The organism is Corynebacterium occultum (genome assembly GCF_009734425.1).
GTDB lineage: Bacteria > Actinomycetota > Actinomycetes > Mycobacteriales > Mycobacteriaceae > Corynebacterium > Corynebacterium occultum.
This window is the reverse complement of record NZ_CP046455.1, coordinates 2128807-2155301: the sequence shown is the minus strand read 5'-3', so window position 1 is coordinate 2155301 and position 26495 is coordinate 2128807. Positions and strand designations below refer to the sequence as shown.

Sequence of the window (26495 nt, the reverse complement as noted above, 5' to 3'; positions counted from 1 at the left end):
GGACGCGGTGGCGCACTCCCTAAACTTCCAAGAACACCCGTCCCAGACCAGACCAGCTCTTCAGTGATCCCCCAAGAAAGCGAGAAAACCGTGCAGGAGACCCACAGCCCGGCGAACTTCGAGGTCAAGGAGGGGGAAAGCTGTCTGACCGCACTGCTGGACAGTGCCAAGGCACGCCCCTACGGTGTGCTCTTCACCCGGCCCAGGAACTATGAGTGGGTCAATGTCACCGCGGAGGATTTCCGCCGGGAGATCTACGAGGTGGCCAAGGGCCTGATCGCGAATGGGGTGCAGCACGGTGACCGCATCGCCCTGCTGTCGGCCACCCGCTATGAATGGTCCCTGCTGGACTTCGCCATCTGGGCGGTGGGCGCGGCCAGCGTCCCGATCTACCCCTCATCCTCCCTGGGACAGGTGCAGTGGATCATCGAGGATTCCGGGGCGGTGCTGGGCATCACCGAAACCCGGGAGCACACCGAAACCATGGAACTGCTGCTGCTCAATGAGTCAGGGGAGCCCCGACTCAGTGGTTCCCCCACGCAGCTCAAGCGCATCCTGGAATTGAACTCCTCGGCGATCGAGACCCTGAAGTTCGAGGGCCGGGAAATTGCCGATGCCGAGGTGGATGCCCGCATCGCGGGAACCAAGCTGGCGGACCTGGCCTCCATCGTCTACACCTCCGGCACCACCGGCCGGCCCAAGGGCTGCGAACTGACGCACAGCAACTGGCTCCACCAGATCCGAGGCCTGCTGACCCACCCCATCGGTGGGATCGCGGTGCCCGGCACCCGGGTGGTCACCTACCTGCCGATGGCACACGTTCTGGCCCGTGCGGTCTCCCTGGCCGTGGCCATCGGTGGTTCCACCCAGTCCCACTGGTCGGACACCTCCACCCTGACCGTGGAGCTGCAGCGATCCCATCCGAACCTGCTGCTGGGTGTGCCGCGTGTCTTCGAGAAGGTACGCAACGCCGCCGCCAACAGCGCGAAGGAGGGGGGTCCGATCAAGGCCGGCATCTTCGCCCAGGCGGAGAAGACCGCCATCGAGTACTCCCATGCCATGGACACCGAGGAAGGCCCCTCGAAGGTGCTGGCGGCCAAGCGCAAGCTCTACGACAAGCTGGTCTACGGCAAGATCCGCAGCGCCATCGGCGGGGCGGTCTGGTACTGCATCACCGGTGGTTCGGCGATGAGCCCGGAACTCTCCCACTTCTTCCGCGGCATCGGCCTGCCCATCTACGAGGGTTATGGTCTGACCGAGACGGCTGCTGCGGCGGCAGTGGACTTCACCGGCCAGAAGATCGGCACCGTGGGCGAACCCCTGCCCGGCACCACCATCCGGGTGAATGATGAGGGGGAGATCCAGATCAAGGGTCCCATCGTGTTCCAGGGCTATTGGAACAATCCGGAGGCAACGGCCGCCTCCAAGGACGCCGAAGGCTGGTACAGCACCGGTGACCTGGGCATGATCCACGAGTCCGGCCACCTCCAGATCACCGGCCGCATGAAGGACCTCATCGTCACCGCCGGCGGCAAGAACGTCGCCCCCGGCCCGATGGAGGACACCCTTCGTTCCCACCCCCTGATCAGCCAGGCGGTCCTGGTCGGTGACGGCAAACCCTTCATCGGCCTGCTGCTCACCCTCGACGAGGATGCCCTCAAGCACTGGAAGCTGGACCACAATATCTCGGAGTCCACCTCCGTGAAGGAACTGGCCACCCACCCCTCCCTGCGGGCGGAGATCCAGGATGCGGTCAACGCCGCCAACCGGAATGTCTCCCAGGCGGAAGCCATCAAGCGTTTCTACATCCTCGAACGTGACCTGAGCGAGGAAGAGGGGGAGCTGACCCCCACTCTGAAGGTCAAGCGCAATGTGGTGGTGGAGCGCTATACCGAGGGCATCGAGCACATCTACAAAAAACGCCAGACGGTCTAACCACCCCACAGGCCAGTCATCGGCAGACTCGCAGGGCAGTCACCGGCAAGGGGGGAGTGGATCTCCACAACGGGACTTTAGGGAACCCCGCACCTGCCACCTGGGGGAGTGCCTCCCCGGTGCCCCGCTGTGGCGGGGCACCCTTGGGAGGGGGGTGTCGTGGGGAACTTTGGGAAGCAATCGGCGGGGCAAACCAAAAGCGCCGCAAAATTTCCTTAAAGTCACCTAGCAGAAGCGAAAAGTCTCAAGTAGAACTTGAGGGTGATCCCTAATGCGGAAGGAGCAGCCTGGATGAACAAGACGGCCGCCGAGCTGCGTCATCATGAGCTCACGCAGGAGATCTACAATATCGGCGATGAAGTCGCCGACTACCTGGAGCACATCATCGAGGCCCTGGCGGACTGGGACCGGGAACTCATCGAAGACAGCCTCCTCGAATTCACCGAAATCCTCGAAGACGCCCGCCTGGACTCCCGACGCATCACCGCCGAACTGACCGGCCTGCGACAGGCCCTGACCTCCGGGCTACGCGCCGGGACCGTGAACTTCCAGCCCGACCTGGGTGCGGTGGGCGTGGCAAAGCCAGCGGAGCTGGATACGGGCACCCTGCGCCGGGACTATCCGATCACCGCCCGCCCGGTGATCGTCCGCGAACTGACCAGGGCACTCAATGGGCGCACCGAGCAGGTCATTGAACATCTTGAGGACCTGGTGCAGTGGACCCTGCACCAGACCGCACTGGTGGCCAATGACCTCAATGCCCCCTCCCTCCCACTGGTCTACCAGCAGGTGCGCACCAGGGTGGATAGCGCGGTGGGAGCCTGGGTGGAGTCAGTCGCGGAGGAACATCCCGGTTATACCCTGGCGATGCGGGGCACGAACCCCCCGAGCTTCCTCACGGAGCGGGCCCGGGTCGACGGGATCGTCGCCAAGGTCGCGGAGAAACGTGCGGCCGCCCGCCGCGCGATCTCCGGAGGCGGCTACGCTTCCTGAGTATGGCTACCCCCTTCGGCGTCTATCTCCACGTCCCGTTCTGCACCACCCGCTGCGGATACTGCGACTTCAACACCTACACCGCCGGGGAACTCGGCAGCAGTGCCAGCCCCGAGTCCTACCTGGACGCCCTCGAGCGTGAACTCGAGATGGCGGCCGCCAAAATGGCCGCCGACGGACACCCCCCACGCAGTGCCGACACCGTCTTCATCGGCGGCGGCACCCCCTCTCTCCTGGGGGCGCAGGGGCTGAACCGGGCCCTGGCTGCGGTGCGCAACTCCTTCGGCCTGAGCGCCGGGGCCGAGGTCACCACCGAATCCAACCCCGAATCCACCTCCCCGGAATTCTTCGCCGGCCTGCTGGAAGGTGGCTTCACCCGCATTTCCCTGGGCATGCAGTCCAGCGCCCCACATGTGCTGCAGGTGCTCGAGCGCCGCCACACCCCGGGCCGCCCCGTCGCTGCCGCCAAGGAAGCCCGCCGCGCCGGTTTCGCACACGTCAACCTCGACATGATCTACGGGACCCCGACGGAAACCGATGATGATGTCCGCGCCACCCTCGACGCCGTGATCGAGGCCGATGTCGACCATGTCTCCGCCTACTCCCTGATCGTGGAGGACGGCACCGCCATGGCCCGGAAGGTGCGCCGTGGGGAACTCCCCGCACCGGATGAGGATGTGCTGGCGGATCGTTACCAGCTCATCGATGATCGTCTCCGGGCTGATGGTTTCGAATGGTATGAGGTCTCCAACTGGGCCAAGCCTGGTGGGGAATGCCAGCACAACCGCATCTACTGGGTTGACGGTGACTGGTGGGGGGCCGGCCCCGGCGCGCACTCCCACATCGGTGACTCCCGTTTCCACAACGTCAAGCACCCCGCCAGCTATGCCGAGCAGATCGCCGGTGGGCAGCTGCCGATCAAGGGCACCGAGGCGCTTAACGCGGAGGATCACCACACCGAGCAGATCATGCTGGGTATGCGCCTGCGGGAAGGTGTGCCGCGCAGCTGGTTCCGCCCCGGTGCGGATTCGGTGATCACTGATTTCATTGACCGTGGCCTGCTGCAGCTGCTGGGTGATCATCTGGCGTTGACCGAAAAGGGAAGGCTGCTTGCGGACGGCATGATCACGGATATTCTGGTGGCAGAGGAAAGCTGAGGCAATGGAGAAGTCGGCGCTCCGGTGGGATCCGCGGACAGCGGACACCTGAAGGAGAGCAGGCATTCCCCAGGAACTGGACCTCTGGGACCACGGCATTCCCGCCGGGGAGATGATTCCCGCAGGGATGGCCAGGGGGTTCCCCCAGGGCCGCATTCTTTCATTCGGAGGTTTGGAGAACATATGGTCAGCGCAACAGAAAGACGCCGCCAGGAGGTGCTGCGCGCCATCATCGCCGACTACATCGTCTCCCAGGAGCCGGTGGGTTCCAAGGCGCTGCTGGATCGCCACAAGATGAATGTCTCCTCCGCCACCATCCGCAATGACATGGCGGTGCTGGAATCGGAGGGGTTGATCGTGCAGGAGCACGCCTCCTCCGGACGGATCCCCACCGAGAAGGGTTACCGCCAATTCGTGGACTCCATCCACGAGATCAAACCACTCAGTGCCCCGGAACGTCGTGCGATCACCGGCTTTTTGGAGGAGGGGGTGGATCTGGAGGATGTGCTGCGCCGTTCGGTGCAGCTGCTCAGCCAGCTCACCCGCCAGGCCGCGATCGTGCAGCTGCCCATGCTCAATCTCTCCCGGGTCAAGCACTGTGAGGTGGTGCTGCTCTCCCCGCACCGTCTGCTGCTGGTGCTGATCACGGACACCGGCCGGGTGGACCAGCGCAATGTGGAGCTCGGGGATGGTTTCAACCCTGATGATCTGCCCCGCCTGCGCGACCTGCTCAACGCCGCCCTGGTGGGCAAGACCCTGGGTGATGCCCGCACCTCCCTGGCGGACCTGGCCCATGATGCCCCCGCTGATATCCGGGATGCGGTGGTCCGGGCCGCCAGGGTACTGGTGGAAACCCTGGTGGAACAGCCCACTGACCGTCTGATCCTGGCGGGTGCCTCCAACCTGACCCGCGGGGTGAGACATCACCCCTCCGGCCTGCCGGGGGTGCTGGAGGCCCTGGAGGAGCAGGTGGTGGTGCTCAAGCTGCTGGCCAATGTTCGTGACCTGGGGGATGTCACCGTCTCCATCGGTGAGGAGAATGAGGTGGAGCAGCTGCATTCCACCTCGGTGATCACCACCGCCTATGGTTCGGATGGTGCCGCCCTGGGTGGCCTGGGTGTGGTGGGTCCCACCTTCATGGACTATCCGGGAACTATTTCCAAGGTCTCGGCCGTTGCACGCTATGTCAGCCGGGTCCTGGCCGGCGACTAAAGTTGAGCGACTAAAGTTGAGTCAATCTTTATCAACCAGGCACCCGGGGCGTTAGAATGCTCCGGGTAGGCATGGCAAGAATTCATTGTGAGTAAAGGAAGTACGAACTAACCGTGGCTCGTGACTATTACGGCATTCTCGGCGTGGACCGCTCCGCCTCCGATCAGGAGATCAAGAAGGCTTATCGCAAGCTCGCGCGTAAGTATCATCCGGACATCAACGACACGGAGGAGGCGGCGGAGAAGTTCCGTGAGGCCTCCGTGGCACATGAGGTGCTGACCGACCCGGAGAAGCGCCGCATCGTCGACATGGGCGGTGACCCGATGGAACAGGGCGGCGGCCAACCCGGTGGTGGCTTCGGTGGAGGTGGTTTCGGGGATATCTTCGAGGCCTTCTTCGGTGGGGGCGGCGGCGGTTCCCGCGGCCCCCAGTCCCGCGTCCAGCCCGGCAATGATGCCCTGTTGCGCACCGCGATCACCCTGGAGGAGGCATACTCCGGCATCCGCAAGGAAGTCACCGTGGACACCGCCATCCTCTGTGACCACTGTCAGGGTTCCGGTTCGGAGTCCAAGGCCAAGCCCCACACCTGTGGCACCTGCCATGGTTCCGGTGAGGTGCGCGAAGTTCAGCGTTCCATTCTGGGCAATGTGATGACCACCCGCCCCTGTGGCACCTGTGGTGGTTATGGCGAGATCATCCCGGACCCCTGCACCCGTTGTAGTGGTGCCGGCCGGGTCAAGGCCCGCCGTGATCTCAGCGTCAACATCCCCGCCGGCATCAATGACGGCATGCGCATCCGCATGGCTGGTCAGGGTGAGGTCGGCCACGGTGGTGGCCCGGCCGGTGATCTCTACGTTGAGGTGGCCACCCGCCGCCACAAGATCTTCAGCCGGGAGGGTGATGATCTGCATCTGACCGTGAAGGTGCCGATGTTCGACGCCGCCCTGGGCACCGACTTCGAGGTCACCGACCTGGCCGGTGAGAAGGTCAGCGTGACCATCGAGCCGGGCACCCAGCCGGGCCAGCAGGTCCACCTGGAGGGTGAGGGCATGCCGCACCTGCGCGGCGAGGGCCGCGGCACCCTGATCGCCCATGTGGATGTGGTCATCCCCACTGAACTCGATGAGACCTCCCGGGAGCTGCTCACCCAGCTCCGGGAGCACCGCGCCGAGGCCTCCTCGGTCCGCAGCGATGACGATGGCGAGGAATCCCTCTTCAGCCGGCTGCGCAATAAGTTCCGCCGCTGATGTCACTCCCGGTCTTCCACTTCGCGGCCGAACTCCCCGGCATCGGCGATCAGGTCACCCTCGACGGCCCTGAAGGTCGGCATGCCGCCACCGTCAAACGCTTAGGTCCCGGTGAGCTGCTGAAGCTCATCGACGGCCACGGTGGTTGGGCGGAGGCGGAGGTGCTCAACGCCACCAAGTCCGCCCTGGGGCTGAAGGTACTGGCGGTGGGGCAGGAAGAGGCACCCACCCCGCAGGTCACCATCGTCCAGGCGATCCCGAAGTCGGAACGTTCCGAGTTGGCGGTGGACCTGGCCACCCAGGGCGGTGCCGATGAGATCATCGCCTGGCAGGCGCAGCGCTGCGTGGCCAGATGGACCGGGCCCAAGGCCGCCAAGGGAGTGGCCAAATGGGAGGCGGCGGCACTGGCCGCCGCGAAGCAGTCCCGTCGTTCCAGGGTGCCCCAGATCCATCCGGAACCGCTGGGCACCCCGGAGCTGGTGCAGCTGCTCAAGGCCACCCCGGATGCGCTGGTGCTGGTGCTCCATGAGGAGGCCGCCACCCCGCTGAAGGAGCTGGAACTTGAGGGTGTGGCCAAGATCTACCTGATCGTCGGCCCGGAAGGCGGCATCGGTGATGAGGAGCTGGCGAAGCTGCGGGAAGCCGGTGCCCGGGCAGTCAAACTCGGCCCCGCGGTGCTGCGTACCGCCAGTGCCGCCATGGTCGCCCTTTCCGCCCTCGGGGCGCTCACCCCACGGTGGTAAGGTATCCAATAATTTCCCCCGAGATGAAAGCAGGCGCTGAACACAACGTGGCAGCCTCTAAACCCCCCAAGGAGACCCGGCGCAGGGCCGAGGCGATCACCCGCAGTGTGGACCTGGATCAGGAACATGTGCAGACGGTGCTGGGGATCAACGATGAGAACCTCAGGGTGCTCAACAACCAGCTCGGCGCCCATCTCTTCGCCCGGGGCACCGCCGTCCGGGTCAGCGGCCCCGCCCATGAGGTGTCCCGGGCACTGAAGGTGCTCGAGGAACTGCAGGCCATCGCCCGCCGTGGTCAGGTGATCACCCCGGACGGGGTCAAGCATGCCGTCGGCATCGTCACCGTCGAGGCGCCGCAGTCCGTGCGCGAGGTGCTCGGCTCGGACATCATCGCCCGCCGGGGCAAGGTGATCCGCCCCAAGACCCTGGGGCAGAAGGAATATGTCGACGCCATCGACACGAACACCATCGTCTTCGGGCTGGGCCCCGCCGGTTCCGGCAAGACCTACCTGGCGGTGGCGAAGGCGGTGCAGGCACTGCAGTCCAAGCAGGTGCAGCGCATCATCCTCACCCGCCCCGCGGTGGAGGCGGGGGAGAAGCTGGGCTTTTTGCCCGGCACCCTCAACGAGAAGATCGACCCCTACCTCCGCCCTCTCTATGACTCCCTGCGGGACATGCTGGACCCGGAGATGATTCCGAAGCTGATGGAGGCCGGGGTCATCGAGGTCGCCCCCCTGGCCTATATGCGTGGCCGCACCCTCAATGACGCCTTCGTCATCCTCGATGAGGCACAGAACACCACCCCGGCCCAGATGAAGATGTTCCTCACCCGGCTGGGATTCGGTTCAAAGATGGTGGTCACCGGGGACATCACCCAGGTGGACCTGCCCGGTGGACAGAAGTCCGGCCTGCGCCTGGTCCGCCACATCCTCCGGGGTGTGGAGGACTGCCACTTCTCCGAACTGACCAGTGGGGATGTGGTCCGGCACCAGCTGGTGGGCCGCATCGTCGACGCCTATGAGCACTACGAGGAAAGAGAGGAAAATCGATGAGCATCGAGGTTTTCAACGAGTCCGGCATCGCCAGCATCAATGAGGAGATGCTTATCGACGCCCTCTCCTTCGCCCTCGGCGAAATGGACGTCCACCCCGACGCGGAGGCCTCCATCCACATCGTGGACCTGGCCACCATCGCAGATCTGCATGTGCGCTGGCTGGATCTGGAGGGCCCCACCGATGTGATGAGCTTCCCCATGGATGAGCTCACCCCCGGGGCAGGGGCCCGCCCCGACGCCGATGCCCCCGGCCCCTCGATGCTGGGTGATATCGTGCTCTGCCCCGAGTTCGCCGAGAAGCAGGCCACCGCCGCGGGCCACGGCCTGGACCATGAGCTGGCCCTGCTGACCATCCACGGCTGCCTCCACCTGCTCGGTTACGATCACTCCACCGCGGAGGAGGAACGCGAGATGTTCGCCCTCCAGAATGAACTGCTCGCTGACTGGTATGACGACCTCAAGCAGCGCAGCCTGGAGTACCACCCCCGTCCCACCGGCCCCGCCGCCTTCCCCTCGGCGGCGGACCGTGAGGCCCTGGATGAGAAGTTGGGTGGGTCGGACTCCTAGATGGGAGCGCTAACTTTCGCGCTGGTCACCGTCCTGACTCTGCTGCTGGCAGGCCTGATCGGCACCGTGGAGGCAGCGGTGTCCAGCATCTCCCGGGCCCGGGTGGAGCAGCTGGTCAAGGATGAGGTGGCCGGTGCCCCGGCCCTGCTGAATATCCTCAACGACCGGGCCAAACACATCAACCTGCTGGTTCTGCTGCAGACCGTGCTCAGTGTCGCCGCAGCTGTCTTCGCCGCCAGCCTGGCGATGGCGCTGATCGACAATGATCTGCTGGCCTTCACCCTGGCCGTGCTCTCGGTGTCCCTGGTCTCCTTCGCGGTGATCGGCTTCTTCGCCCGCACCATGGGCAGGAAGAACCCTTACACCATCTCGCTGCGTTCGGCGATGGTGCTCTCCGCGCTGGCCACAGTGCTGGGACCGGTGATCCGGCTGCTGATCTGGATCGGCAACTTCATCTCACCGGGTTCCGGTTTCCGGGACGGGCCCTACGCCACCGAGATCGAATTGCGGGAGATGGTCGACATCGCCCAGGAACACGGCATCGTGGAGGTGGAGGAGCGGCGCATGATCCAGAGCGTCTTCGACCTCGCCCTGACCAATGCCCGCCAGGTGATGGTGCCCCGGCCGGAGATGATCTGGATCGAGTCCGATAAAACCGCCGGCCAGGCGGTGTCGCTGTGTGTGCTCTCCGGTAACTCCCGGATCCCGGTGATCGGGGAGAACGTCGATGACATCATCGGCGTGGTCTACCTCAAGGACCTGGTGGAGCAGACCTACACCGCCACCGATGGCGGCCATTCCGTGGCGGTGACCGAGGTGATGCGGGAACCCAGTTTCGTGCCGGATTCCAAACCCCTGGATGAGTTGCTGCACCAGATGCAGATCGACCACACCCACCTGGTGATGCTGGTCGATGAGTACGGCGGCATTGCCGGCCTGGTGACCATGGAGGACATTCTCGAGGAGATCGTCGGTGAGATCGCCGATGAGTACGACGAGCAGGAGGTCGCCCCGATCGAGCAGATCGCGGAGAACACCTACCGGGCGGTGGCCTGGGCCCCCCTGGAGGACCTGCTGCGACGCATCGAGGAAGAGCATGATCTCGAGATCGAGATTGCGGAGGAGGTCCGGGATCAGGTGGACACCGTCTCCGGTCTGATCACCTTCGAGATCGGCAGGGTCCCGCTGCCCGGTGTCCAGGTGGAGACCCACGGACTCAAACTCACCGGTCTGGGTGGGCGTGACCGCCGGGGTCGGGTGCGGGTGCGTTCGGTGCTTGTGGAGGTCACTCCGGAGGCCGGTGGGGAATCCGCTGCTGATTTGGAGCCCTCCGCGCGGTAGAGTGGAGAAATAATCTTTCTCTAGCTAAGGATGGCCTGTTGAGCTTCACCAGCACCCCGGAGGGCTTTCGCTCCGGATTCGTCAGCTTCGTCGGACGCCCGAACACGGGTAAGTCCACGCTCACCAACGCACTGGTGGGGGAGAAGATCGCGATCACCGCGGATCAGCCCGAAACCACCCGCCACCCGATCCGTGGCATCGTGCACCGCCCCGATGCCCAGATCATCGTGGTGGACACCCCAGGTCTGCACCGCCCCCGCACCCTCCTGGGTGAGCGGCTGAATGAGCAGGTCAAGGACACCTACGCCGATGTCGATGTGATCGGTCTGACCATCCCGGCCGATGAGAAGATCGGCCCCGGTGACCGCTGGATCCTGGAGGCGGTGCGCAATGTCAGCCCCAAAACCCCGATCATCGGTATCATCACCAAGCTGGACAAGGCCACCAAGGACCAGGTGGGCACCCAGCTGCTGGCCCTGCATGAGCTGCTGGAAGGCAAGTCCGAGGTCGTTCCGGTCTCCGCCCAGGAAGGCATCCAGACCGAGGTGCTGCTTGATGTGATCACCACGCTCCTGCCGGAGGGCCCCAAGCTCTACCCCGATGACCACGTCACCGATGAGGACCAGGAGACCCGCATCTCCGAGATGATCCGGGAGGCTGCACTCTCCGGCCTCAAGGATGAACTGCCGCACTCCGTGGCCGTCGAGGTCGACGAGATCCTCCCCAGTGAGGAACGCGGCGGGGTGCTCAATGTCCACGCCGTCATCTACGTGGAGCGTCCCGGCCAGAAGAACATTCTCATGGGCAAGGATGGTCGTCGCATGTCGCGCATCACCCATACCGCCCGGCAGGACATCATCAAGCTGCTGGGAACCAATGTCTACCTCGACATCCGGCTCAAGGTGCTGAAGAATTGGCAGTCCGACCCGAAGTCCCTGGGCCGACTGGGATTCTAGGGGATTCACGGTGCGGCGGGAGAGTTACCGCGATAAAGCGGTGGTGATCCGCACCCATGACTTCGGCGAGGCGGACCGCATCATCGTGCTGCTGACCCGGGGTCACGGCCTGGTCCGGGGGGTGGCGAAGGGGGTGAGGCGGGCGAAGTCCCGCTTCGGTTCCCGGCTGCAGCTCTTCGTCGAACTGGATGTCTCCCTCTATCCGGGCCGCAACCTGGCCACCATCGCCGGGGCCGACACCCTCAACTACTTCGCCTCCGGCATCATCGAGGACTACCAGCGCTACACCGCGGCCTGCGTGGTGCTGGAAAGCGCCGGGAAATTGGCGGTGGTGGAACAGGGCGAAGATCCCTGGCTCTATGACGCGGTGGTGGCCACCCTCGCCCGGATCCGGCAGGATCCCCACCCCGAGCTGGTGTTGGACTCCTTCCTGCTGCAGGCGATGAAACACGCCGGCTGGGCACCCAGTCTCTTCGACTGTGCGCAGTGCTCCGCCCCCGGCCCACATCACGCCTTCCACCCCGCGGCCGGGGGAGCGGTGTGCCTGAACTGCCGCCCCAGTGGTTCGGCGGAAATCCCGGAGCAGACCCTGCACCTGATGTGGCTGCTCAGCGGGGGCTTCTGGGAGGCCGCCGAACCCTACCTGGAACAGCCGGAGATTCTCAGTGCCGCACACCGCCTGACCACCGCCCACCTGCAGTGGCACCTGGAGCAGAAGCTGCCGTCGCTGCGGATCCTGGATCAGGGATAGGGCACAATGGAGGACGTGACTCTCAATCCTCCACAGATCCCCGAAAAGTTCATTCCCCGGCATATTGCGCTGGTGATGGATGGTAATGGCCGTTGGGCCCAGGACCGTGGCCTGCCGCGGACCGAAGGCCATAAGCGTGGCGAAGCCGTCCTCATGGACGCCGTCGACGCCTGCCTCGCCATGGGGGTGACCCACCTCTCCGCCTACGCCTTCTCCACCGAGAACTGGCGCCGGACCGCCGGCGAGGTGCGTTTCCTGATGGGCTTCAACCGGGATGTGCTCCGCCGCCAGCGGGATGTGCTCAATGAGAAGGGGGTGCGGGTGCGCTGGGTGGGGCGTCGTCCCCGGCTGTGGCGTTCGGTGATCCGCGAGTTGGAGACCGCGGAGGAGATGACCCGGGACAACACCCGGATGACGCTCTACATGTGCGTCAACTACGGGGGCCGCGCCGAGATCGTGGATGCCGCCCGGGAGATCGCCCGGCAGGCCGCCGCCGGGGAACTGCTCCCCGAGCAGATCACCGAGAAGAACTTCGGGCGTTTCCTGGATGAGCCGGACATGCCCGATGTGGATCTCTTCCTGCGCCCCTCCGGGGAGAAGCGCACCTCGAATTTCCTGCCCTGGCACTCCACCTATGCGGAGCTGGTCTACCAGGACAAGCTCTTCCCGGACTTCACCCCGCAGGACATGTTCAACGCGGTGGAGGAGTACGCCCACCGGGACCGCCGCTTCGGCGGCACCAAGTAAAATCCCCGCCCCTAGTAGGGCCATGAATCCCAGCAAAGAAGGACCAGCCTTGAGCCCCCTGAGCACGGACCCCCAAAGGCCGGCAAGCCGTCGACAGATCAAACGTTGGCGACGCTACCTGGCCAATGAACGGGCCGAAGCCGCCGTCTACCGCGAACTCGCCCAACGCCGCAACGGGGAGGAACGCGAAATTCTGCTCGCCCTGGCAGATGCGGAGAGTCGGCATGAGAACTACTGGCGGGACAAACTCGGCCATGACATCGGAATGCCCCAGCAGCCCAACCTGGCCACCCGCTTCTATGGGCTGATGGCACGCCGCTTCGGTTCGGTGTTCACCCTGGCGCTGATGCAGACCGCGGAGAACCGCACCCCTTACCTGAGCGATGCCGATGCCCCCGAGCAGATCGCCGCGGATGAACAGATCCACGCCGAGGTGGTCCGGGGACTGGCGGCCCGGGGCCGGGAAAAACTCTCCGGTTCCTTCCGGGCGGCCGTCTTCGGGGCCAATGATGGCCTGGTGTCCAACCTGGCACTGGTGCTCGGGGTGATGGGTTCCGGGGTGGCGCCGAATGTGGTGCTGCTGACCGGCATCTCCGGCCTGCTGGCGGGTGCCCTGTCCATGGCGGCGGGGGAGTATATCTCGGTGCGATCCCAGCAGGAGCTGCTGGAGGCGGCCCGACCCAATGGGGATGCCCATGAGGTGGTGCCGCAGCTGGATGTGGACGCCAATGAACTGGCCCTGGTCTACCGGGCCCGCGGCATGTCCGCCGAGGAGGCGGAGAAGCAGGCTGCGGCGGTGTTCCACACCCAGGAGACGGTGGAGGCGGTACCGGAGGTGGCGGAGCCGGATCTCGGTGGCAGCCCCTGGTCCGCAGCCATCTCTAGTTTCGTGTTCTTCGCCTCAGGTGCTTTCCTCCCCCTGATCCCCTTCATCTTCGGGGCGGGAAACCTGGTCGGGGGTGTCATCGCACTGCTGCTGGTGTCGCTGGCACTCCTGCTGACGGGGGGAGTCACCGGGTTGATCTCCGGAAAGCCCCCGTTGTACCGTGCCCTGCGTCAGCTGGTGATCGGTCTTGGTGCGGCCGCCATCACCTTCGGCCTGGGTGCCCTCTTCGGGCTGATCCTCTAACTCCCCGGGGGGGTCAAGCTGAGCATTTCACCTGGGGCCCCCACCACAGGGTTAATATCCCCCACCCCTGGGGGATTGAGCTCTGGGAACCCCTGAGCTCTCAACTCCGGGAGGGATGCTGAATTTCTTAACCGGCGTTGGAGTGCTCTTCCTTCGCCTCCCTGCGGATGGCAAGACACTTGGGGCAGCGGCCGAAGATCTCGGCGTCATGCCCGGTGATGTCGAAATCATATTCCTCCGCCACCTGGCGGGCCCAGGTTTCCACGGGGCCTCCGGGAATCTCCTCGGTCCGCCCGCAGTCCACACACACCAGATGGTGGTGGTGCTTTTCGGTGGTGCAGTGCCGGTAGAGGGTTTCACCATTACTCATGTTGAGGACATCGACGGCCTCAATCTCGGCCAGGGACTGCAGGGTCCGGTAGACCGTGGTCAGTCCCACTCTCAGCTCCCTAGCCTCAAGAGCTGCATGAATCGTCTTCGCCGAGGAGAAGTTGTCCAACTCCCGCAGCACATTGACTACTGCGGTTCGCTGCCGGGTGTTTCTCACTCCGAGTTTAGGTATCCCGGAATTAATGGTCGCCATCGTGTTCCTTTCTAAAACCTGAGAAGGTGCACATGAGGTTACGCCGTTATTTAACTGACCGGCACCCCTGCTTCTAGGGGCGCAGTCTTCAGTGCCAGGCGGTTTGCGTCCTGGATGAGCTCCATAATCCCGGTGTCCGCAAGGTGGTAGTAGCTGCTGCGCCCCCGCTTGTTGAATTCGACGACCCCGGCGGCTTTGAGCACCTTGAGATGCTGGCTGACCAGCGGCTGACTCTTGCTGGCCTTAGCTGAGAGTTCGCTGACAGTGTGTTCCCCAGAACTGAGAAGGGAAATCAGTTGAAGTCGGAGCGGGGAGTTCAGGGCATTGAACAGCTGCTGGGCAGGAGTGGTATTGAGGGAAATGGGAGTACTGATGATGTCCCTAGCCCCTTTCGCGACCTAAGAGAACCTGATGAAATTACTTCTACAGTCATAATATTGGACTAAATGAAAATGTGAAAAAAGGGGGTGTGGCCAAAACTCATCCGGAGGTGCCACATTGCCTCGGGTGGTGGCTCGCAACTGAGGAGGAAAGGCTAAACTGGCGTGAAGTCTGCGTCAGAGCACTATGGTGCAGCGTCATTTCAGTTCCAATTCCCGAGGAGTACCAGATCCCCATGGCGAAGAATTCCGTCATCGACACCGTTGTCAACCTCTGCAAGCGTCGTGGCTTGGTTTACCCCGGCGGTGAGATTTACGGAGGTACGCGCTCATCCTGGGACTATGGCCCGCTGGGTGTGGAACTGAAGGAGAACATCAAGAAGCAGTGGTGGCGTTCCATGGTCCAGTCCCGCGATGACGTCGTCGGTGTGGACACCTCCATCATCCTGCCGCGCCAGGTCTGGGTGACCTCCGGCCATGTGGAGGTCTTCTCTGACCCGCTGGTGGAGTCCCTGCACACCCACAAGCGCTACCGGGCGGACCACCTGCTCGAGGCCTATGAGGAGAAGCACGGCCACGCCCCGGAAAATGGCCTCGCGGACATCAATGACCCGGACACCGGCCAGCCCGGCAACTGGACCGAGCCCAAGGCCTTCTCCGGCCTGCTGAAGACCTACCTCGGCCCGGTTGATGATGAAGAGGGCCTGCACTACCTGCGCCCCGAGACCGCCCAGGGCATCTTCGTCAATTTCAAGAACGTGATGACCTCCGCCCGCATGAAGCCCCCGTTCGGTATCGCCAACATCGGCAAGTCCTTCCGTAACGAGATCACCCCGGGCAACTTCATCTTCCGTACCCGCGAGTTCGAGCAGATGGAGATGGAGTTCTTCGTCAAGCCGGGTGAGGATGAGGAGTGGCACCAGTACTGGATCGACACCCGCTACCAGTGGTACGTCAACCTGGGTGTCAAGGAGGAGAACCTGCGTCTCTACGAGCACCCCAAGGAGAAGCTCTCCCACTACTCCAAGCGCACCGTCGACATCGAGTACGCCTTCAACTTCGCCAACACCAAGTGGGGCGAGCTGGAGGGCGTGGCCAACCGCACCGACTATGACCTGCGCGTCCACTCCGAGGGTTCAGGCGAGGACCTCAGCTTCTTCGACCAGGAGAGCAACGAGCGTTGGATCCCCTACGTCATCGAGCCGGCCGCCGGCCTGGGCCGCGCCATGATGGTCTTCCTGGTGGACGCCTACCACGAGGATGAGGCACCGAACTCCAAGGGCGGTGTGGACAAGCGCGTCGTGCTGAAGCTGGACCGCCGCCTGGCACCGGTCAAGGTGGCCGTGCTGCCCCTGTCCAAGAAGGAGGAGCTCTCCGTCCCGGCCCAGAAGCTGGCCGCCGGTCTGCGCGAGTTCTGGAATGTCGACTACGACACCTCCGGTGCCATCGGCCGTCGTTACCGTCGCCAGGACGAGATCGGCACTCCCTTCTGTGTCACCTACGATTTCGATTCCCTCGAGGACAACGCCGTCACCGTGCGGGAGCGTGACACCATGGAGCAGGTCCGCGTTCCGATGAACGAACTGCAGGGCTACCTGGCCCAGCGGCTGATCGGTTGCTAATGCACTACACCTCCTGGGGTAAAAGGGAAAAGGGCGAAGGCGAGCAGCGCATCCCCCTGCTGATCGAGGACGGTCCCGAGGAACTCGGCATCTTCAGCGAGCAGAACGCCGCCGTGGGCGGCCAGGTCTGGCAGCTGAGCCACGATGAGGAAGGTGCCACCGCCACGCTTGGCGACGGCCGCGTCTTCCGCGCCGCAGGCGACCTGAGCAAGCAGAAGCGCATCAAGGTCACCCTCGATGCCAAGCCTTTCCACTTCATCAACGAATCCAGCAGCAACTGGATCATCGAGGATGAAGCCGGGAAGAAGATCGGCCAGTTCTCCGGGGCCGGCAACGGGGTCCGTCGTTCCATCCTCGAATTCGAGGATGAGGCGGCCGCCCCCCTCAGCGATGAAGAGCGCGCCGGCCTCAGCTGGTTCGTCCGCCTGATCCTGGAGGGCCGCCTGGGCACCACCTCCCGCACCCTGATCGGAACCCTGCTCGGTTTCACCATCGTCGGACTCATTGCCTTCGTGGTGAAGTAAATGCAGGAACGTGCGGGAATCTTCAGCGAACCCACCGAAGAAATGTGGATGTGGGAAGGCAATGAGCTCATTGACTCCCGCGGTGAAGTGATCGCTGAGGTCCGCACGGACCTGATCTACCACGGCGCGGAACGCATGCTGGTGGAGTCCAGCCCGGGGCCTTTCCGCTTCCGGGCCAGGGCCACCAACGCTAACGGTGATGTTTTCACCCTCTCCCAGGAGAGCCGCACCGTGCACCGCCTCAAGGCGGAATGCGCCGGGCGGAAGTACACCCTGGAAAGGGTGTCCCTCTGGCGTAAGGAAAGACGCATCCTCACCGCTGAAGGACAGGAAGCCATCCGGGTGCGGCCCCTGGTCTCCGGGCGGGTGGAGGTCATCTCCGGCAAGGCCGGGAACACCCTTCCCACCCTTGACGCGATCTTCCTGACCTGGGTGTGCGTCCTGGTGGACTCCCCGGTGCGCCGTCCCCGGCTGGCTTAGCGCTCACCTTTAAGTTCTGGAGAAGCAGAAAACCCCGCTCAGGCCGGGTTTTCTCAATTTCCGGGGTGGGGGTGTTCAGAAGCGGCCGCCGCCACCGAAACCACCGCCACCACCACCTCCGAAGCCCCCGCCACCACCGCCAAAGCCACCGCCGAAACCGCCACCACCCCGGCCACCACCGGAGAGCATGCTGTTGATCACCATGCCGGCGATGAAGGCACCGGTTCCGCTGTTGCCACCCCCGCCACCATTGTGACGGTTACGGTAATCATCGACATTGTGCTGCGCCTGGGCGAGTGCCTTGGAACCCTTGATGCTGGCCTGGCGGGCGTACTCGATGGCTTCACGGGTATTGGAGTCACGGTGCTGGATAGCCATGGCCTGCAGTCGCTTGGCCTCCGCCAGGTGGGTACGGGCCGAAGATCCGATGATCCGGCCGCGGGAGGCGATGAGATCCTCCGCGGACTGGATGGTCGCCGAGGCGGAGTTACTCTGCTGCTCGAAGAGCTGGAAGAGGCGGGCCTGATCGGCGGCGGTGGCACGCAGCTGATCCAGGTGCATGTCCAGTTCGGTGTCAATCTCCTGCAGTGAGGTGTAGGCGCTCAGGGGATCCCTCTCGCTCTTCTCCCGGGCGTTTTCCACCCTGGCGATAGCCCGGGCCACCGTATCGTCGATGGTGTCCCAGTCAGCGTTGATATTGCGCTGCTTGAGCTGCCCGGCCTCCCGGATCTCCCCCTCAACCTCTGCGATCAGCGCACCCAGACCAGCCCGGGCGCTGCGGATATTGTCATCGGCATGCTCGATGCTGCGCAACTGGCGGTTAGCCACCTCCACGGCATGTTCGGCATTACGGATGGCATCAACCAGACCACCCTGCTCACCCGGGGGCCGGGACTCCAGCTGGCGGCCGGCATCCAGGGACTTCTCGGCCTCATCCAGGCTGATGGAGGCAGCCTCAATATTGTCGTTGATGCTGTTGAGCGACTCTGCGGGATACTCGCGGCGCAGGCGCCCCAGGATCTCTTCGGCCAGGGGCAGGCGGGCCCTGAGATCCACGGTTTGCTGGGTGATCTCATCCAGCTTTGCCGGGGCATTGACCAGGAGGTTGCGTAACTCGGCGAAGCTTGCGGCCTCGGTGTCCAGGGCATCATCGGCCTGCCCGCAGGAGGAGATGATCTGCACCAGCAGGCTGCGTTTCTCGGCTTCAGTTTCCTTGATGGAGTCATCGAGTTTCTGCTGGATGGCGAAGGCCTGCTGCAGGGTGGTGGTGGAGTGGTTCATCGCCCGGGTAAAAGACCGGGTGCGCTCCGGGCCGAACTCGGCGATCGCCAGGTCCAGTTCCTCCCGCGCCCGGCGAATGGACTCATCGGTGGAGACCAGTTCCTCCTGGGCCAGGGTCTCCAGAGCCGAGGTCTGGAGACGATTGAGTTTGTTGACATCAGCCGGGTCGATCTGGCGGGCCCCACTGAGGATATCCGCATCAGTTTTCTTCTTCTTGTTGCGGGAGTAGGCGTAGAAGCCACCGCCGGCCACCCCCAGTGCGGCCAGGCCGCCGCCCACCCAGGCCACCCCGGCGCTGGAGCCGCCGCCGGCTGCGGCATCCACGAGTGCCAAGGCGGAGCCACCCCAGTTATCGACGGAAAGCTCGGCAAAAGCGGCGTCATACATGGCGTCGAAATCACTCTGGGACCAGTCCTCTCCCAGCCAGAGACCCACCGCCCGGTCCTGCGTGGCCACGGCGTAGACGGCGACATTGTTGCCACCGTTGATCGCCACCGCCTCACGGGCGAAGTCCTGGGCCGCCATCCCATCGAAGCTGGGTTGGAAGACCACGAAGATCGCCTTCTGGCTCTCCGTCTGGAAGGTACTGATCGCTTCCTCGATCTGGTGTTTCTCCGAGGCGCTGAGCACCCCGGAGCGATCGATGACCCTTTCACTGTAGAAATCCGGGGCCTGTGCCACGACCGCTGTGGCCTCCGCGCCCGCGGTCAGAGGGGTGAAAGCTGCACCGAATAACGTGACCGCACCAGCTGCAACGGCAAAAGTCCCCAAGCGCACCAGATTAAGTTCCATGGCCCCAGATTAGACTGTCAGGGATGAACTCGTCAGAAAAAGCAAGGAGCAGCGGCACACCCGCCTGGCTGCTGGTGTTGGGTACCGCCCAGTATGATGGCCGTCCCTCCCCCCACTTCAGGGCCCGCCTCGATCATGTGGTGCAGCTCGCGGAACGCTGGTCGGGAATCCCGGTGGTCACCGTGGGCGGAAAAATGCCCGTGGACCGCTTCACCGAAGCCGAAGCCGGCCTCAACTACCTGCAGGAACAGGGGGTGGAGCCGACCAGGATCCATGCGGTGGGGGAAGGTTCTGACAGTCGGGGATCCCTGTGCGCGGCACTGGCTGAATTGCCCTGGCTGGGGGAGGGGAGAGGGGTGCTGATCAGCGATCCCCTGCACGGGCCCCGGGTGGTGCTGCTGGCGCGTCAACTCGGAATCCGGGCCTGGGCGGACCCCACCCGCACCTCGCCCACACAGTTTCCCCGACCCACCTGGTGGCTGGCTCTGACCCATGAAGCTGGCGGACTGTTGGTGGCGGTGGTGTCCCACCTGTTCGGGCGTGATCGGGCAGATAGGCTGGAGGATGCCCTTCGTCGCCTGCAGGGTAAGATCCGTCCCTCGCGCCGTGCCCGCCATGAACAACTGCGCAGACAATCGGAAAACTGAGGAAGCATGTACCAGTACCGTCCCATCGACACGGCCCGTCGTTTCGCCGAAGCCCCCAAGGGCAGCGAGTTCGAAACTTCCCGCAATGACGTGCGCGGGGCGTTTCCCCGCGACCGGGCCAGGGTGCTGCATTCCGCCGCACTGCGTCGACTGGCGGATAAAACCCAGGTGGTGGGACCCCGGGACGGTGATACCCCGCGCACCCGGTTGACGCATTCCCTGGAGGTGGCCCAGATCTCCCGCGGTCTCGGTGCCGGTCTGGGCCTGGACCCGGACCTCTCGGAGTTGGCGGGGCTGTGCCATGACATCGGACACCCGCCTTATGGCCACAACGGGGAGCAGGCCTTGAACCAGGTGGCCCAGGACTGCGGTGGTTTCGAGGGAAACGCCCAGACGCTGCGCATCCTCACCCGCCTGGAACCCAAGATCGTCTCAGTAGAAGGGGAGAGCTTCGGCCTGAACCTCTCCCGCGCTGCCCTGGACGCGGCCTGCAAATATCCCCGCACCAAAACCAATGCGGATGGCAGCCAGAACCATAAATACGGTGCCTATGACGAGGACGCCGAGATCCTGACCTGGATCCGGGAGGGGCATGAGGATGAGACCCCGGCCATGGAGGCCCAGGTGATGGACTGGTGTGATGACATCGCCTACTCCGTCCACGATGTCGAAGACGGCATCGTCTCGGGGCGCGTGGACCTGGGTGTGCTCTGGGACCTGGTGGAGCTGGCGGCCCTGGCGGAGAAGGGGGCCCGGGCCTTCGGCGGTGACCCGGCGATGCTTCTCGACGCCGCGGCAGTCCTGCGTGGGCTTCCGGTGGTCAATGCCGCCGTCGGTTTCAACGGGACACTGCGCTCCTATGCGGCGCTGAAGAAGATGACCTCGGAACTGGTGGGCCGCTATGTCGGCGCGACCATCGGAGCCACCACCCCGGGAAACCTGGGCCGGATGAACGGCCACCTGCAGATCCCGGAGGAAGCACTGGCGGAGGTGACCCTGCTCAAAACCGTGGCGGTGCTCTATGTCATGGATGAACCGAACCATATCGCCCGGCAGAACCGGCAGCGGGACCGTATCTTCCGGGTCTTCGACTATCTCAACCTGGGTTCCCCGGGAGCCCTGGACCCGCTGTACCGCATCTGGTGGGAGGAGGCGGAGACCCCGGCGCAGCACCAGCGGGTGATCATCGATCAGATCGCCTCCATGACCGAATCCCGCCTGGAGCGGCTGGCCCGCCATTCGGCGGATGTGAGCACCTTCCTGGCCTGAGATGGGTTTTAGTGCTGAGCTGGTTTAACGCTGGAGTTCGATCTCCAGGTCTGCCAGCACCTCCAGTACCGCCTGCTCATCATCTTCCCGCAGCTGCCAATGAGCACAGATGATCTTGGAGACCTGGAACTCACGCAGCAGATCAGCCATGGCATCCAGGTTCGCTGGGGCGGGGCGCTTGTCCCGGTAGGTGTTGGCAGCCAGGGCGGCATAGAGGTCCGCGCGACTGTGGAGCGCTCGGGTGATCAGGATCGGATTATTCAGCATCGGGAATCTCGCAGAAGGACTCATAGTGATCGGCGGTGTAGTACCAGGTCTCAGGGTCGATGTCCGTGCCACCACCGGTGACGATGCGGCGCGGCCCCCGATGGTTCAACCCTGGGGTGTCCACGGTGTACTCCCGGTAGAAGTTGGAGTGTTCCTGGGGGAGATAACCCTCATAATTGCCGAAGTGCACGCCATCATTGTCCGGGTAGTCGAAGGGACCACCGACCTGGATGGTCTCGACCACCTCAGCGGCTTCCCTGGGCAAGGTCGCCAGGGCACAGCTGCCTTGGGAGGTGTCCGGGGTGGCAGTGCTCTCGGCTGCTGAGCTGGGGGCTGCGGCTGAGGTGTTCTCATTGCTCTGATTCTCCGGACCCAGTCCGAACCAGGCTGCCCCCACCGCGATGATGAGGGCGACCACGGAGCCGAGCGTCCACCCAGTTTTTCGGGAATTCTGCTTCGCCATGGGGAAATCTTCTCATGAGCAGGCGGCGTTTCTAAAAAGCTGAACATCATGTTTCCTCGCTTAACCTTTCTGACCTGCTGAAAAAGCATAAAATAAATTAATTCTTACATATGAAAAAAGAAAGAAAATCATGAGCTAACTTAAGGGTAATGGGGTTTCGGGGCTGGGGGAGTGGGCCGCGATGAGTATTTGACCGCAGCGCTAGAGTTGAGGGCATGGGTGCGATGAACAAGGGGAGAATTCCCGAGAGTGATATTCAGGCGATCCGGGAGCGCACTCCGATTGAGGAGATCGTGGGCGACTACGTCCAGCTCAAGCCGGCGGGCGCGGATTCCCTGAAGGGACTCTCGCCCTTCAAGGATGAGAAGACCCCCTCCTTTCACGTCCGCCCCAACCGTGGCTACTTCCACTGCTTCTCCACCGGTGAGGGCGGAGATGTCTTCAGCTTCCTGATGAAGATGGAACACATCTCCTTTCCTGAGGCCGTGGAGGCCTGCGCTGAGAAGATCGGTTTTCACATCAATTACCAGGGGGGTGGGCCAGGGCGACGCGAGGAACCCGGCACCCGGCAGCGACTGATCGCCGCCAACAAGGCCGCCCACGCCTTCTACCGGGAACAGCTGGAAACCCCACCGGCAGCCAAGGCGCGGGAGTTCCTGCTGGCCCGCGGTTTCTCCGTCGAGCACATCCACGAATTTGAGTGCGGTTACGCCCCCGAGGGCTGGGACACCATGACCAAGGTGTTGCTGCGCCAGGGTTTCGACTTCAAGGAACTTGAGGCAGCCGGGCTGTCCAAGATGGGCAAGCGCGGCCCCATCGACCAATTCCACCGCCGCCTGCTTTGGCCCATCAAGAACCTCTCCGGGGATGTCATCGGCTTCGGTGCCCGCAAACTCTTCGATGATGACAACATGGGCAAGTACATGAACACCCGTGACACCCTCCTCTACAACAAGTCCAAGGTGCTCTTCGGCCTGGATAAGGCCAAACGGGACATCGCCAAGAGCCATCAGGCCGTGGTGGTGGAGGGGTACACCGATGTGATGGCCATGCACGCCGCCGGGGTGACCACCGCCGTCGCCTCCTGTGGCACCGCCTTCGGCGAGGAACACCTCCAGATGCTGCGTCGCCTCATGCTCGATGACAATTACTTCCGCGGCGAACTCATCTACACCTTCGACGGTGATGAAGCCGGCCAGAAGGCCGCCATGAAAGCTTTTGAGGGCGACCAGAAATTCACCGGCCAATCCTTCGTTGCCGTCGCCCCGGAAGGCATGGACCCCTGTGACCTGCGCCTGGAGCGTGGCGACGCCGCGGTTCGGGACCTCGTGGCCTCTCGCGAGCCCATGTTCGAATTCGTCATCCAGGCCATGCTCAAGGACTTCCGGTTGGACACCGTGGAGGGTCGTCTCCAGGCTTTGAGACGCACCGTACCTGTTGTCGCCGGCATCCGGGACCGCGCCCTCCAGGCTGAATATGCGCGCCTGCTCTCCGGCTGGGTCGGTTGGAATGATCCGGGTGAGGTGCTGCAGCAGGTCCGTGATGAAACCCGACGCCCCAAGCGTGCGGAACCCCAACTGCGCCGCGCACGTCGCTTTGACAGCGATCAGGCCCAGCCGGTGCGGGAAGAAAAGCCCGCTCTGATCCTGCCCAACCGTCGCGATCCAAGGCTCTGGCCGGAACGCGAAAGCCTCAAGATCGCCCTACAGTACCCCGAACTGGCGGGAAGCTACTTCGATGGATTAGCCCCAGATACCTTCAGCAATGAGGCCTACCGGATGGTGCGCGAAGCCATCACCGCCGCTGGGGGATGTGCCACCGCGCATGAGGGCGTGGACTGGCTTGCAGCAGTGTCCGGGCAGATGGCGGACCTGGTGGGAAGCTCCCTGGTCAGCGAGCTGGTGGTGGAAAGCATCCAGATCGAGCCGGAAAACCTCAACGGCTACGTGGACAGTGTGCTTTCCCGGCTGCAGGAAGCCCGGGTGGGCAACCAGATCGCCCAGCTGAAGGGGCAACTGCAGCGCATGCGGCCCAGCGATGATGAAGCGGCCTATAACTCCCTCTTCGCGGACCTCGTGGCGCTGGAGCAGGCTCGACGCGAGCTTAATGATCGGGCACTGCGGGGTTAGCTTTTCAGGTTGCCCGCTTTGACGGTTCCGCGGTGGCTTCTAATCTTCATCCGGCTCCAGCACCTCAGACCCATCTTCACCCCGGAGGTTCTTGACTTCCTTCATCCGGGGCTGGGGGTCCAGACGGTCGGCGATGGCTTTGCGAGTGGCGTTGATCGCGGACTTGGTTGCGGGGGAGTTGACCGCGGTTTCGTAGCCCTTCTTGATCTGCTCGAATCGGCGGCGTCCGGCTTTGGTGCCCAGGACATAGCCTGCGGCGGCTCCGATGACCAACTGGATCATGTGGGGTACTGCTCCTTAAGGGGACTACTCGGGAAAGGTACTTGATCCAGCTTAGCGTGAGGCCTCCGGATCAACGGGTGTCCCCGGGTGGCTGATGGCCGCGGCGGCTCGGATCAGACCCAGGTGGGAGAAGGCCTGCGGGTAGTTGCCGGCTAAACGCTGGTGCGTGGGGGAGTACTCCTCAGCGAGTAGTCCAAGGTCGGAGGAAACTGCGAGAATGCGGTCCATGGACTCCCGAGCTTCATCGATGCGGCCGGAGTGGGCGTATTGCTCGATGAGCCAGAAGGAACACAGCAGGAAGGGGTATTCACTGCCGGCGATGCCGTCGACACCGGTGCCGGTGGGGTAGCGGTGGAGGAAGCCGTGGGCGTCGAGAAGCTCTTTTTCGATGCGGTCCACGGTCGCCAGCATGCGGTGGTCGTCGTAGGGGAGGAAACCGATCTGGGCGAGTTGGAGCAGTGAGGCATCGACATCTGTGCTGCCGTAGGTCTGGGTGAAGGATTGGAGTTCATCGTTCCAACCGTGGGTGAGGATTTCCTCGCGGAGGGTGTCCCGCAGTTCCCGCCACTCTTCGACGGGGCCGGAGAGTCCGTGCTTTTCCACGGCCTTGATACCGCGGTCGAAGGCTGCCCACATCATGGCGCGGCCGTGGGTGAAATAGGCCGGTTCGCTGCGCATTTCCCAGATACCGTGGTCCTTGACATCGAACATTTCCGCCTGGAAATCAAGGATGGACTTCTGCAGATCCCAGGAGAAGAGATCCTCCTCGATGCCGGCATCGCGGAGTGTCTCCAAGGCGATCATCACCTCACCGACCACATCAGCCTGATACTGCTCGGCCGCACCATTACCGATGCGCACCGGCCGGGAATCCGCATATCCGGGCAGATGGTTCAGCTCGAACTCGGGGAGGTGGCGTTCCCCGCGCAGCCCGTACATGATGCGCAGCTGTTTCGAATCGCCCGCGATTGCACGCAGCAGCCAGTCCCGCCAGGCCGACGCTCGCTCGGTGTAGCCTGCTTCCACGAGCACCTCAATGGTCCAGGCGGAATCCCGTAACCACACATAGCGGTAATCCCAGTTGCGCTGCCCACGGAACTCCTCCGGCAGGGAGGTGGTGGGGGAGGCGACGATACCGCCGGTGCGGGCATCGGTGAGTGCGCGGAGCACCAACAACGAACGGTCGACCTCCGTGGCATACTCTCCCTCGTAATTGCTGATATCCGCCCAATCGTGCCAGGCACGCCGGGTGATGTCCTTGGCCTTGGAATAGTCGGGTGGATTCGGGATCTGGCGGTGGGAGGGGAACCAGGTGAGTACCCATTCCAGCTGATCGTTCTCGCGCAGGTGGAAGAAACCGCGGTGGGAGTTCGTATCCTCATTCAGGGTGAGGTAGGGGCCACGCAGGTGGACCGAATCGGGGCCGGCGACACTGAGTATCTCCCCGATGTTGTTTTCCGCATCGATCACCCGGTAGCGGTAATAAGGGGAGGCGCGGCCATAGTCGAAGCGCAACCGCATGATGCTGCGGATATCCACCTCACCTTCGATGCATCGGACCACCCGCATGAGGTCAGTGCAGGAGAAGTGTCGCTTTTCATCTCCCTCGAGGTGCCCGTCGATGGGCATGAAATCTGTGACGGTGGCGACACCGGTTGGGGTGGTCCAGGTGGTTTCCAGGACGAAGGAGTCGTCGAGGTAGCGGCGGGCGGAGACACGCCCGGCGGGGGCGTCGATAAGCCAGTGGCCGTGTTCCTCGGTGCCCAGCAGGGCGGTGAAGATCGCCTGGGAATCGAAGCGGGGGACACACAACCAGTCAATACTCCCCCCTTCAGAAACCAGTGCCGCCGTGCGCATATCCGAGAGCAGGGCGTATTTCTCCAGGGGGACGGTGGAGGGCGTGGGGTTCAGCGCAGGCGAACTCATGACTCCAGCATATGGATA

Annotated in this window: 26 protein-coding genes; 19 read left to right on the top strand and 7 right to left on the bottom strand. The window is 63.8% G+C overall.

What is annotated here, in order from left to right:
* Positions 1-90 precede the first annotated feature (90 nt).
* From COCCU_RS09980 to COCCU_RS09920, 13 genes are all read left to right on the top strand, one after another.
* The gene (locus COCCU_RS09980; protein ID WP_156231365.1) at positions 91-1935 is read left to right on the top strand and encodes an AMP-dependent synthetase/ligase; all 1845 of its coding nucleotides are present in this window, start codon (positions 91-93) and stop codon (positions 1933-1935) included.
* 291 nt (positions 1936-2226) lie between these two features.
* On the top strand, positions 2227-2928 hold the full coding sequence (locus tag COCCU_RS09975) for a hypothetical protein (protein ID WP_156231364.1): 702 nt from the start codon (positions 2227-2229) through the stop codon (positions 2926-2928).
* A 2-nt stretch (positions 2929-2930) separates the two neighbouring features.
* Positions 2931-4085, top strand: coding sequence for a radical SAM family heme chaperone HemW (gene hemW / locus COCCU_RS09970; RefSeq protein WP_156231363.1), 1155 nt, complete (start codon positions 2931-2933; stop codon positions 4083-4085).
* A gap of 183 nt (positions 4086-4268) precedes the next feature.
* Positions 4269-5297, top strand: coding sequence for a heat-inducible transcriptional repressor HrcA (hrcA, locus tag COCCU_RS09965; protein WP_156231362.1), 1029 nt, complete (start codon positions 4269-4271; stop codon positions 5295-5297).
* Between the two features lie 113 nt (positions 5298-5410).
* The gene (dnaJ, locus tag COCCU_RS09960; RefSeq protein WP_156231361.1) at positions 5411-6544 is read left to right on the top strand and encodes a molecular chaperone DnaJ; all 1134 of its coding nucleotides are present in this window, start codon (positions 5411-5413) and stop codon (positions 6542-6544) included.
* Complete coding sequence (locus tag COCCU_RS09955; protein WP_156231360.1) at positions 6544-7287, top strand: 16S rRNA (uracil(1498)-N(3))-methyltransferase; 744 nt, start codon at positions 6544-6546, stop codon at positions 7285-7287. The genes dnaJ and COCCU_RS09955 overlap by 1 nt, the downstream gene beginning before the upstream one ends.
* A 23-nt stretch (positions 7288-7310) precedes the next feature.
* Positions 7311-8339 (top strand): PhoH family protein, encoded by a 1029-nt coding sequence (locus tag COCCU_RS09950; RefSeq protein WP_156231359.1) that lies wholly within the window; start codon positions 7311-7313, stop codon positions 8337-8339.
* Positions 8336-8908 carry an rRNA maturation RNase YbeY gene (gene ybeY / locus COCCU_RS09945; RefSeq protein WP_156231358.1) on the top strand — a complete coding sequence of 191 codons (573 nt, stop codon included), beginning with the start codon at positions 8336-8338 and terminating at the stop codon, positions 8906-8908. Before COCCU_RS09950 ends, ybeY begins: the two co-directional genes overlap by 4 nt.
* Positions 8909-10249 carry a hemolysin family protein gene (locus COCCU_RS09940; RefSeq protein ID WP_156231357.1) on the top strand — a complete coding sequence of 447 codons (1341 nt, stop codon included), beginning with the start codon at positions 8909-8911 and terminating at the stop codon, positions 10247-10249.
* Positions 10250-10287: 38 nt separating this feature from the next.
* Positions 10288-11205 (top strand): GTPase Era, encoded by a 918-nt coding sequence (gene era, locus COCCU_RS09935; protein WP_156231356.1) that lies wholly within the window; start codon positions 10288-10290, stop codon positions 11203-11205.
* Between the two features lie 10 nt (positions 11206-11215).
* Positions 11216-11956, top strand: coding sequence for a DNA repair protein RecO (recO, locus tag COCCU_RS09930; RefSeq protein ID WP_156231355.1), 741 nt, complete (start codon positions 11216-11218; stop codon positions 11954-11956).
* A gap of 6 nt (positions 11957-11962) precedes the next feature.
* Complete coding sequence (locus COCCU_RS09925) at positions 11963-12703, top strand: isoprenyl transferase (RefSeq protein WP_156231354.1); 741 nt, start codon at positions 11963-11965, stop codon at positions 12701-12703.
* A 58-nt stretch (positions 12704-12761) separates the two neighbouring features.
* The gene (locus COCCU_RS09920; protein ID WP_197088509.1) at positions 12762-13832 is read left to right on the top strand and encodes a VIT1/CCC1 transporter family protein; all 1071 of its coding nucleotides are present in this window, start codon (positions 12762-12764) and stop codon (positions 13830-13832) included.
* 127 nt (positions 13833-13959) lie between these two features.
* Here the strand turns inward: COCCU_RS09920 and COCCU_RS09915 are convergent, their stop codons facing one another.
* Entirely contained in the window at positions 13960-14415 is a 456-nt protein-coding gene (locus COCCU_RS09915; protein ID WP_156231352.1) for a Fur family transcriptional regulator, read from the bottom strand.
* A gap of 50 nt (positions 14416-14465) precedes the next feature.
* Positions 14466-14747 carry an ArsR/SmtB family transcription factor gene (locus COCCU_RS09910; protein WP_269434474.1) on the bottom strand — a complete coding sequence of 94 codons (282 nt, stop codon included), beginning with the start codon at positions 14745-14747 and terminating at the stop codon, positions 14466-14468.
* Between the two features lie 284 nt (positions 14748-15031).
* On the opposite strand from COCCU_RS09910, the gene COCCU_RS09905 reads away from it, so the two are divergent.
* From COCCU_RS09905 to COCCU_RS09895, 3 genes are read left to right on the top strand one after another with little or no spacing between them, the layout of a single operon-like run.
* Entirely contained in the window at positions 15032-16417 is a 1386-nt protein-coding gene (locus COCCU_RS09905; RefSeq protein WP_156231350.1) for a glycine--tRNA ligase, read from the top strand.
* Positions 16417-16941, top strand: coding sequence for a hypothetical protein (locus tag COCCU_RS09900; protein WP_156231349.1), 525 nt, complete (start codon positions 16417-16419; stop codon positions 16939-16941). Before COCCU_RS09905 ends, COCCU_RS09900 begins: the two co-directional genes overlap by 1 nt.
* A complete protein-coding gene (locus COCCU_RS09895) occupies positions 16942-17421 on the top strand; it encodes a hypothetical protein (RefSeq protein WP_156231348.1) in 480 nt (159 codons plus the stop codon).
* A gap of 75 nt (positions 17422-17496) precedes the next feature.
* Here COCCU_RS09895 and COCCU_RS09890 read toward each other — a convergent pair whose 3' ends face one another.
* Positions 17497-19494 (bottom strand): TPM domain-containing protein, encoded by a 1998-nt coding sequence (locus tag COCCU_RS09890; RefSeq protein ID WP_156231347.1) that lies wholly within the window; start codon positions 19492-19494, stop codon positions 17497-17499.
* Positions 19495-19517: 23 nt separating this feature from the next.
* Here COCCU_RS09890 and COCCU_RS09885 point away from each other — a divergent pair, with 23 nt between their 5' ends.
* Both COCCU_RS09885 and COCCU_RS09880 read left to right on the top strand, forming a co-directional pair.
* Positions 19518-20141, top strand: coding sequence for a YdcF family protein (locus COCCU_RS09885; protein ID WP_156231346.1), 624 nt, complete (start codon positions 19518-19520; stop codon positions 20139-20141).
* Between the two features lie 6 nt (positions 20142-20147).
* A complete protein-coding gene (locus COCCU_RS09880) occupies positions 20148-21410 on the top strand; it encodes a deoxyguanosinetriphosphate triphosphohydrolase (protein WP_156231345.1) in 1263 nt (420 codons plus the stop codon).
* Positions 21411-21434: 24 nt separating this feature from the next.
* Here the strand turns inward: COCCU_RS09880 and COCCU_RS09875 are convergent, their stop codons facing one another.
* Positions 21435-21677 (bottom strand): hypothetical protein, encoded by a 243-nt coding sequence (locus COCCU_RS09875; protein WP_156231344.1) that lies wholly within the window; start codon positions 21675-21677, stop codon positions 21435-21437.
* Positions 21667-22140: a ribonuclease domain-containing protein gene (locus COCCU_RS09870; protein WP_156231343.1), complete on the bottom strand. Its 474-nt coding sequence runs from the start codon at positions 22138-22140 to the stop codon at positions 21667-21669. Before COCCU_RS09870 ends, COCCU_RS09875 begins: the two co-directional genes overlap by 11 nt.
* 224 nt (positions 22141-22364) lie before the next feature.
* On the opposite strand from COCCU_RS09870, the gene dnaG reads away from it, so the two are divergent.
* On the top strand, positions 22365-24269 hold the full coding sequence (gene dnaG / locus COCCU_RS09865; protein ID WP_156232781.1) for a DNA primase: 1905 nt from the start codon (positions 22365-22367) through the stop codon (positions 24267-24269).
* A 39-nt stretch (positions 24270-24308) separates the two neighbouring features.
* Here dnaG and COCCU_RS09860 read toward each other — a convergent pair whose 3' ends face one another.
* Both COCCU_RS09860 and COCCU_RS09855 read right to left on the bottom strand, forming a co-directional pair.
* Positions 24309-24551: a hypothetical protein gene (locus COCCU_RS09860; protein WP_156231342.1), complete on the bottom strand. Its 243-nt coding sequence runs from the start codon at positions 24549-24551 to the stop codon at positions 24309-24311.
* Between the two features lie 51 nt (positions 24552-24602).
* Positions 24603-26477, bottom strand: a complete 1875-nt coding sequence (locus tag COCCU_RS09855) for a glycoside hydrolase family 15 protein (RefSeq protein WP_156231341.1) — start codon at positions 26475-26477, stop codon at positions 24603-24605.
* Between the last annotated feature and the right edge of the window lie 18 nt (positions 26478-26495).

What these genes read in the sequence shown, in the direction of transcription:
- COCCU_RS09975 (WP_156231364.1), top strand. Translation starts at nt 2,227, where the DNA reads ATGAACAAGACGGCCGCCGAGCTGCGTCATCATGAGCTCACGCAGGAG.
- hemW (WP_156231363.1), top strand. Translation starts at nt 2,931, where the DNA reads ATGGCTACCCCCTTCGGCGTCTATCTCCACGTCCCGTTCTGCACCACC.
- hrcA (WP_156231362.1), top strand. Translation starts at nt 4,269, where the DNA reads ATGGTCAGCGCAACAGAAAGACGCCGCCAGGAGGTGCTGCGCGCCATC.
- COCCU_RS09955 (WP_156231360.1), top strand. Translation starts at nt 6,544, where the DNA reads ATGTCACTCCCGGTCTTCCACTTCGCGGCCGAACTCCCCGGCATCGGC.
- COCCU_RS09950 (WP_156231359.1), top strand. Translation starts at nt 7,311, where the DNA reads ATGAAAGCAGGCGCTGAACACAACGTGGCAGCCTCTAAACCCCCCAAG.
- ybeY (WP_156231358.1), top strand. Translation starts at nt 8,336, where the DNA reads ATGAGCATCGAGGTTTTCAACGAGTCCGGCATCGCCAGCATCAATGAG.
- COCCU_RS09940 (WP_156231357.1), top strand. Translation starts at nt 8,909, where the DNA reads ATGGGAGCGCTAACTTTCGCGCTGGTCACCGTCCTGACTCTGCTGCTG.
- COCCU_RS09925 (WP_156231354.1), top strand. Translation starts at nt 11,963, where the DNA reads ATGGAGGACGTGACTCTCAATCCTCCACAGATCCCCGAAAAGTTCATT.
- COCCU_RS09915 (WP_156231352.1), bottom strand. Translation starts at nt 14,415, where the DNA reads ATGGCGACCATTAATTCCGGGATACCTAAACTCGGAGTGAGAAACACC.
- COCCU_RS09905 (WP_156231350.1), top strand. Translation starts at nt 15,032, where the DNA reads ATGGCGAAGAATTCCGTCATCGACACCGTTGTCAACCTCTGCAAGCGT.
- COCCU_RS09900 (WP_156231349.1), top strand. Translation starts at nt 16,417, where the DNA reads ATGCACTACACCTCCTGGGGTAAAAGGGAAAAGGGCGAAGGCGAGCAG.
- COCCU_RS09895 (WP_156231348.1), top strand. Translation starts at nt 16,942, where the DNA reads ATGCAGGAACGTGCGGGAATCTTCAGCGAACCCACCGAAGAAATGTGG.
- COCCU_RS09890 (WP_156231347.1), bottom strand. Translation starts at nt 19,494, where the DNA reads ATGGAACTTAATCTGGTGCGCTTGGGGACTTTTGCCGTTGCAGCTGGT.
- COCCU_RS09885 (WP_156231346.1), top strand. Translation starts at nt 19,518, where the DNA reads ATGAACTCGTCAGAAAAAGCAAGGAGCAGCGGCACACCCGCCTGGCTG.
- COCCU_RS09880 (WP_156231345.1), top strand. Translation starts at nt 20,148, where the DNA reads ATGTACCAGTACCGTCCCATCGACACGGCCCGTCGTTTCGCCGAAGCC.
- COCCU_RS09875 (WP_156231344.1), bottom strand. Translation starts at nt 21,677, where the DNA reads ATGCTGAATAATCCGATCCTGATCACCCGAGCGCTCCACAGTCGCGCG.
- COCCU_RS09870 (WP_156231343.1), bottom strand. Translation starts at nt 22,140, where the DNA reads ATGGCGAAGCAGAATTCCCGAAAAACTGGGTGGACGCTCGGCTCCGTG.
- dnaG (WP_156232781.1), top strand. Translation starts at nt 22,365, where the DNA reads ATGAACAAGGGGAGAATTCCCGAGAGTGATATTCAGGCGATCCGGGAG.
- COCCU_RS09860 (WP_156231342.1), bottom strand. Translation starts at nt 24,551, where the DNA reads ATGATCCAGTTGGTCATCGGAGCCGCCGCAGGCTATGTCCTGGGCACC.
- COCCU_RS09855 (WP_156231341.1), bottom strand. Translation starts at nt 26,477, where the DNA reads ATGAGTTCGCCTGCGCTGAACCCCACGCCCTCCACCGTCCCCCTGGAG.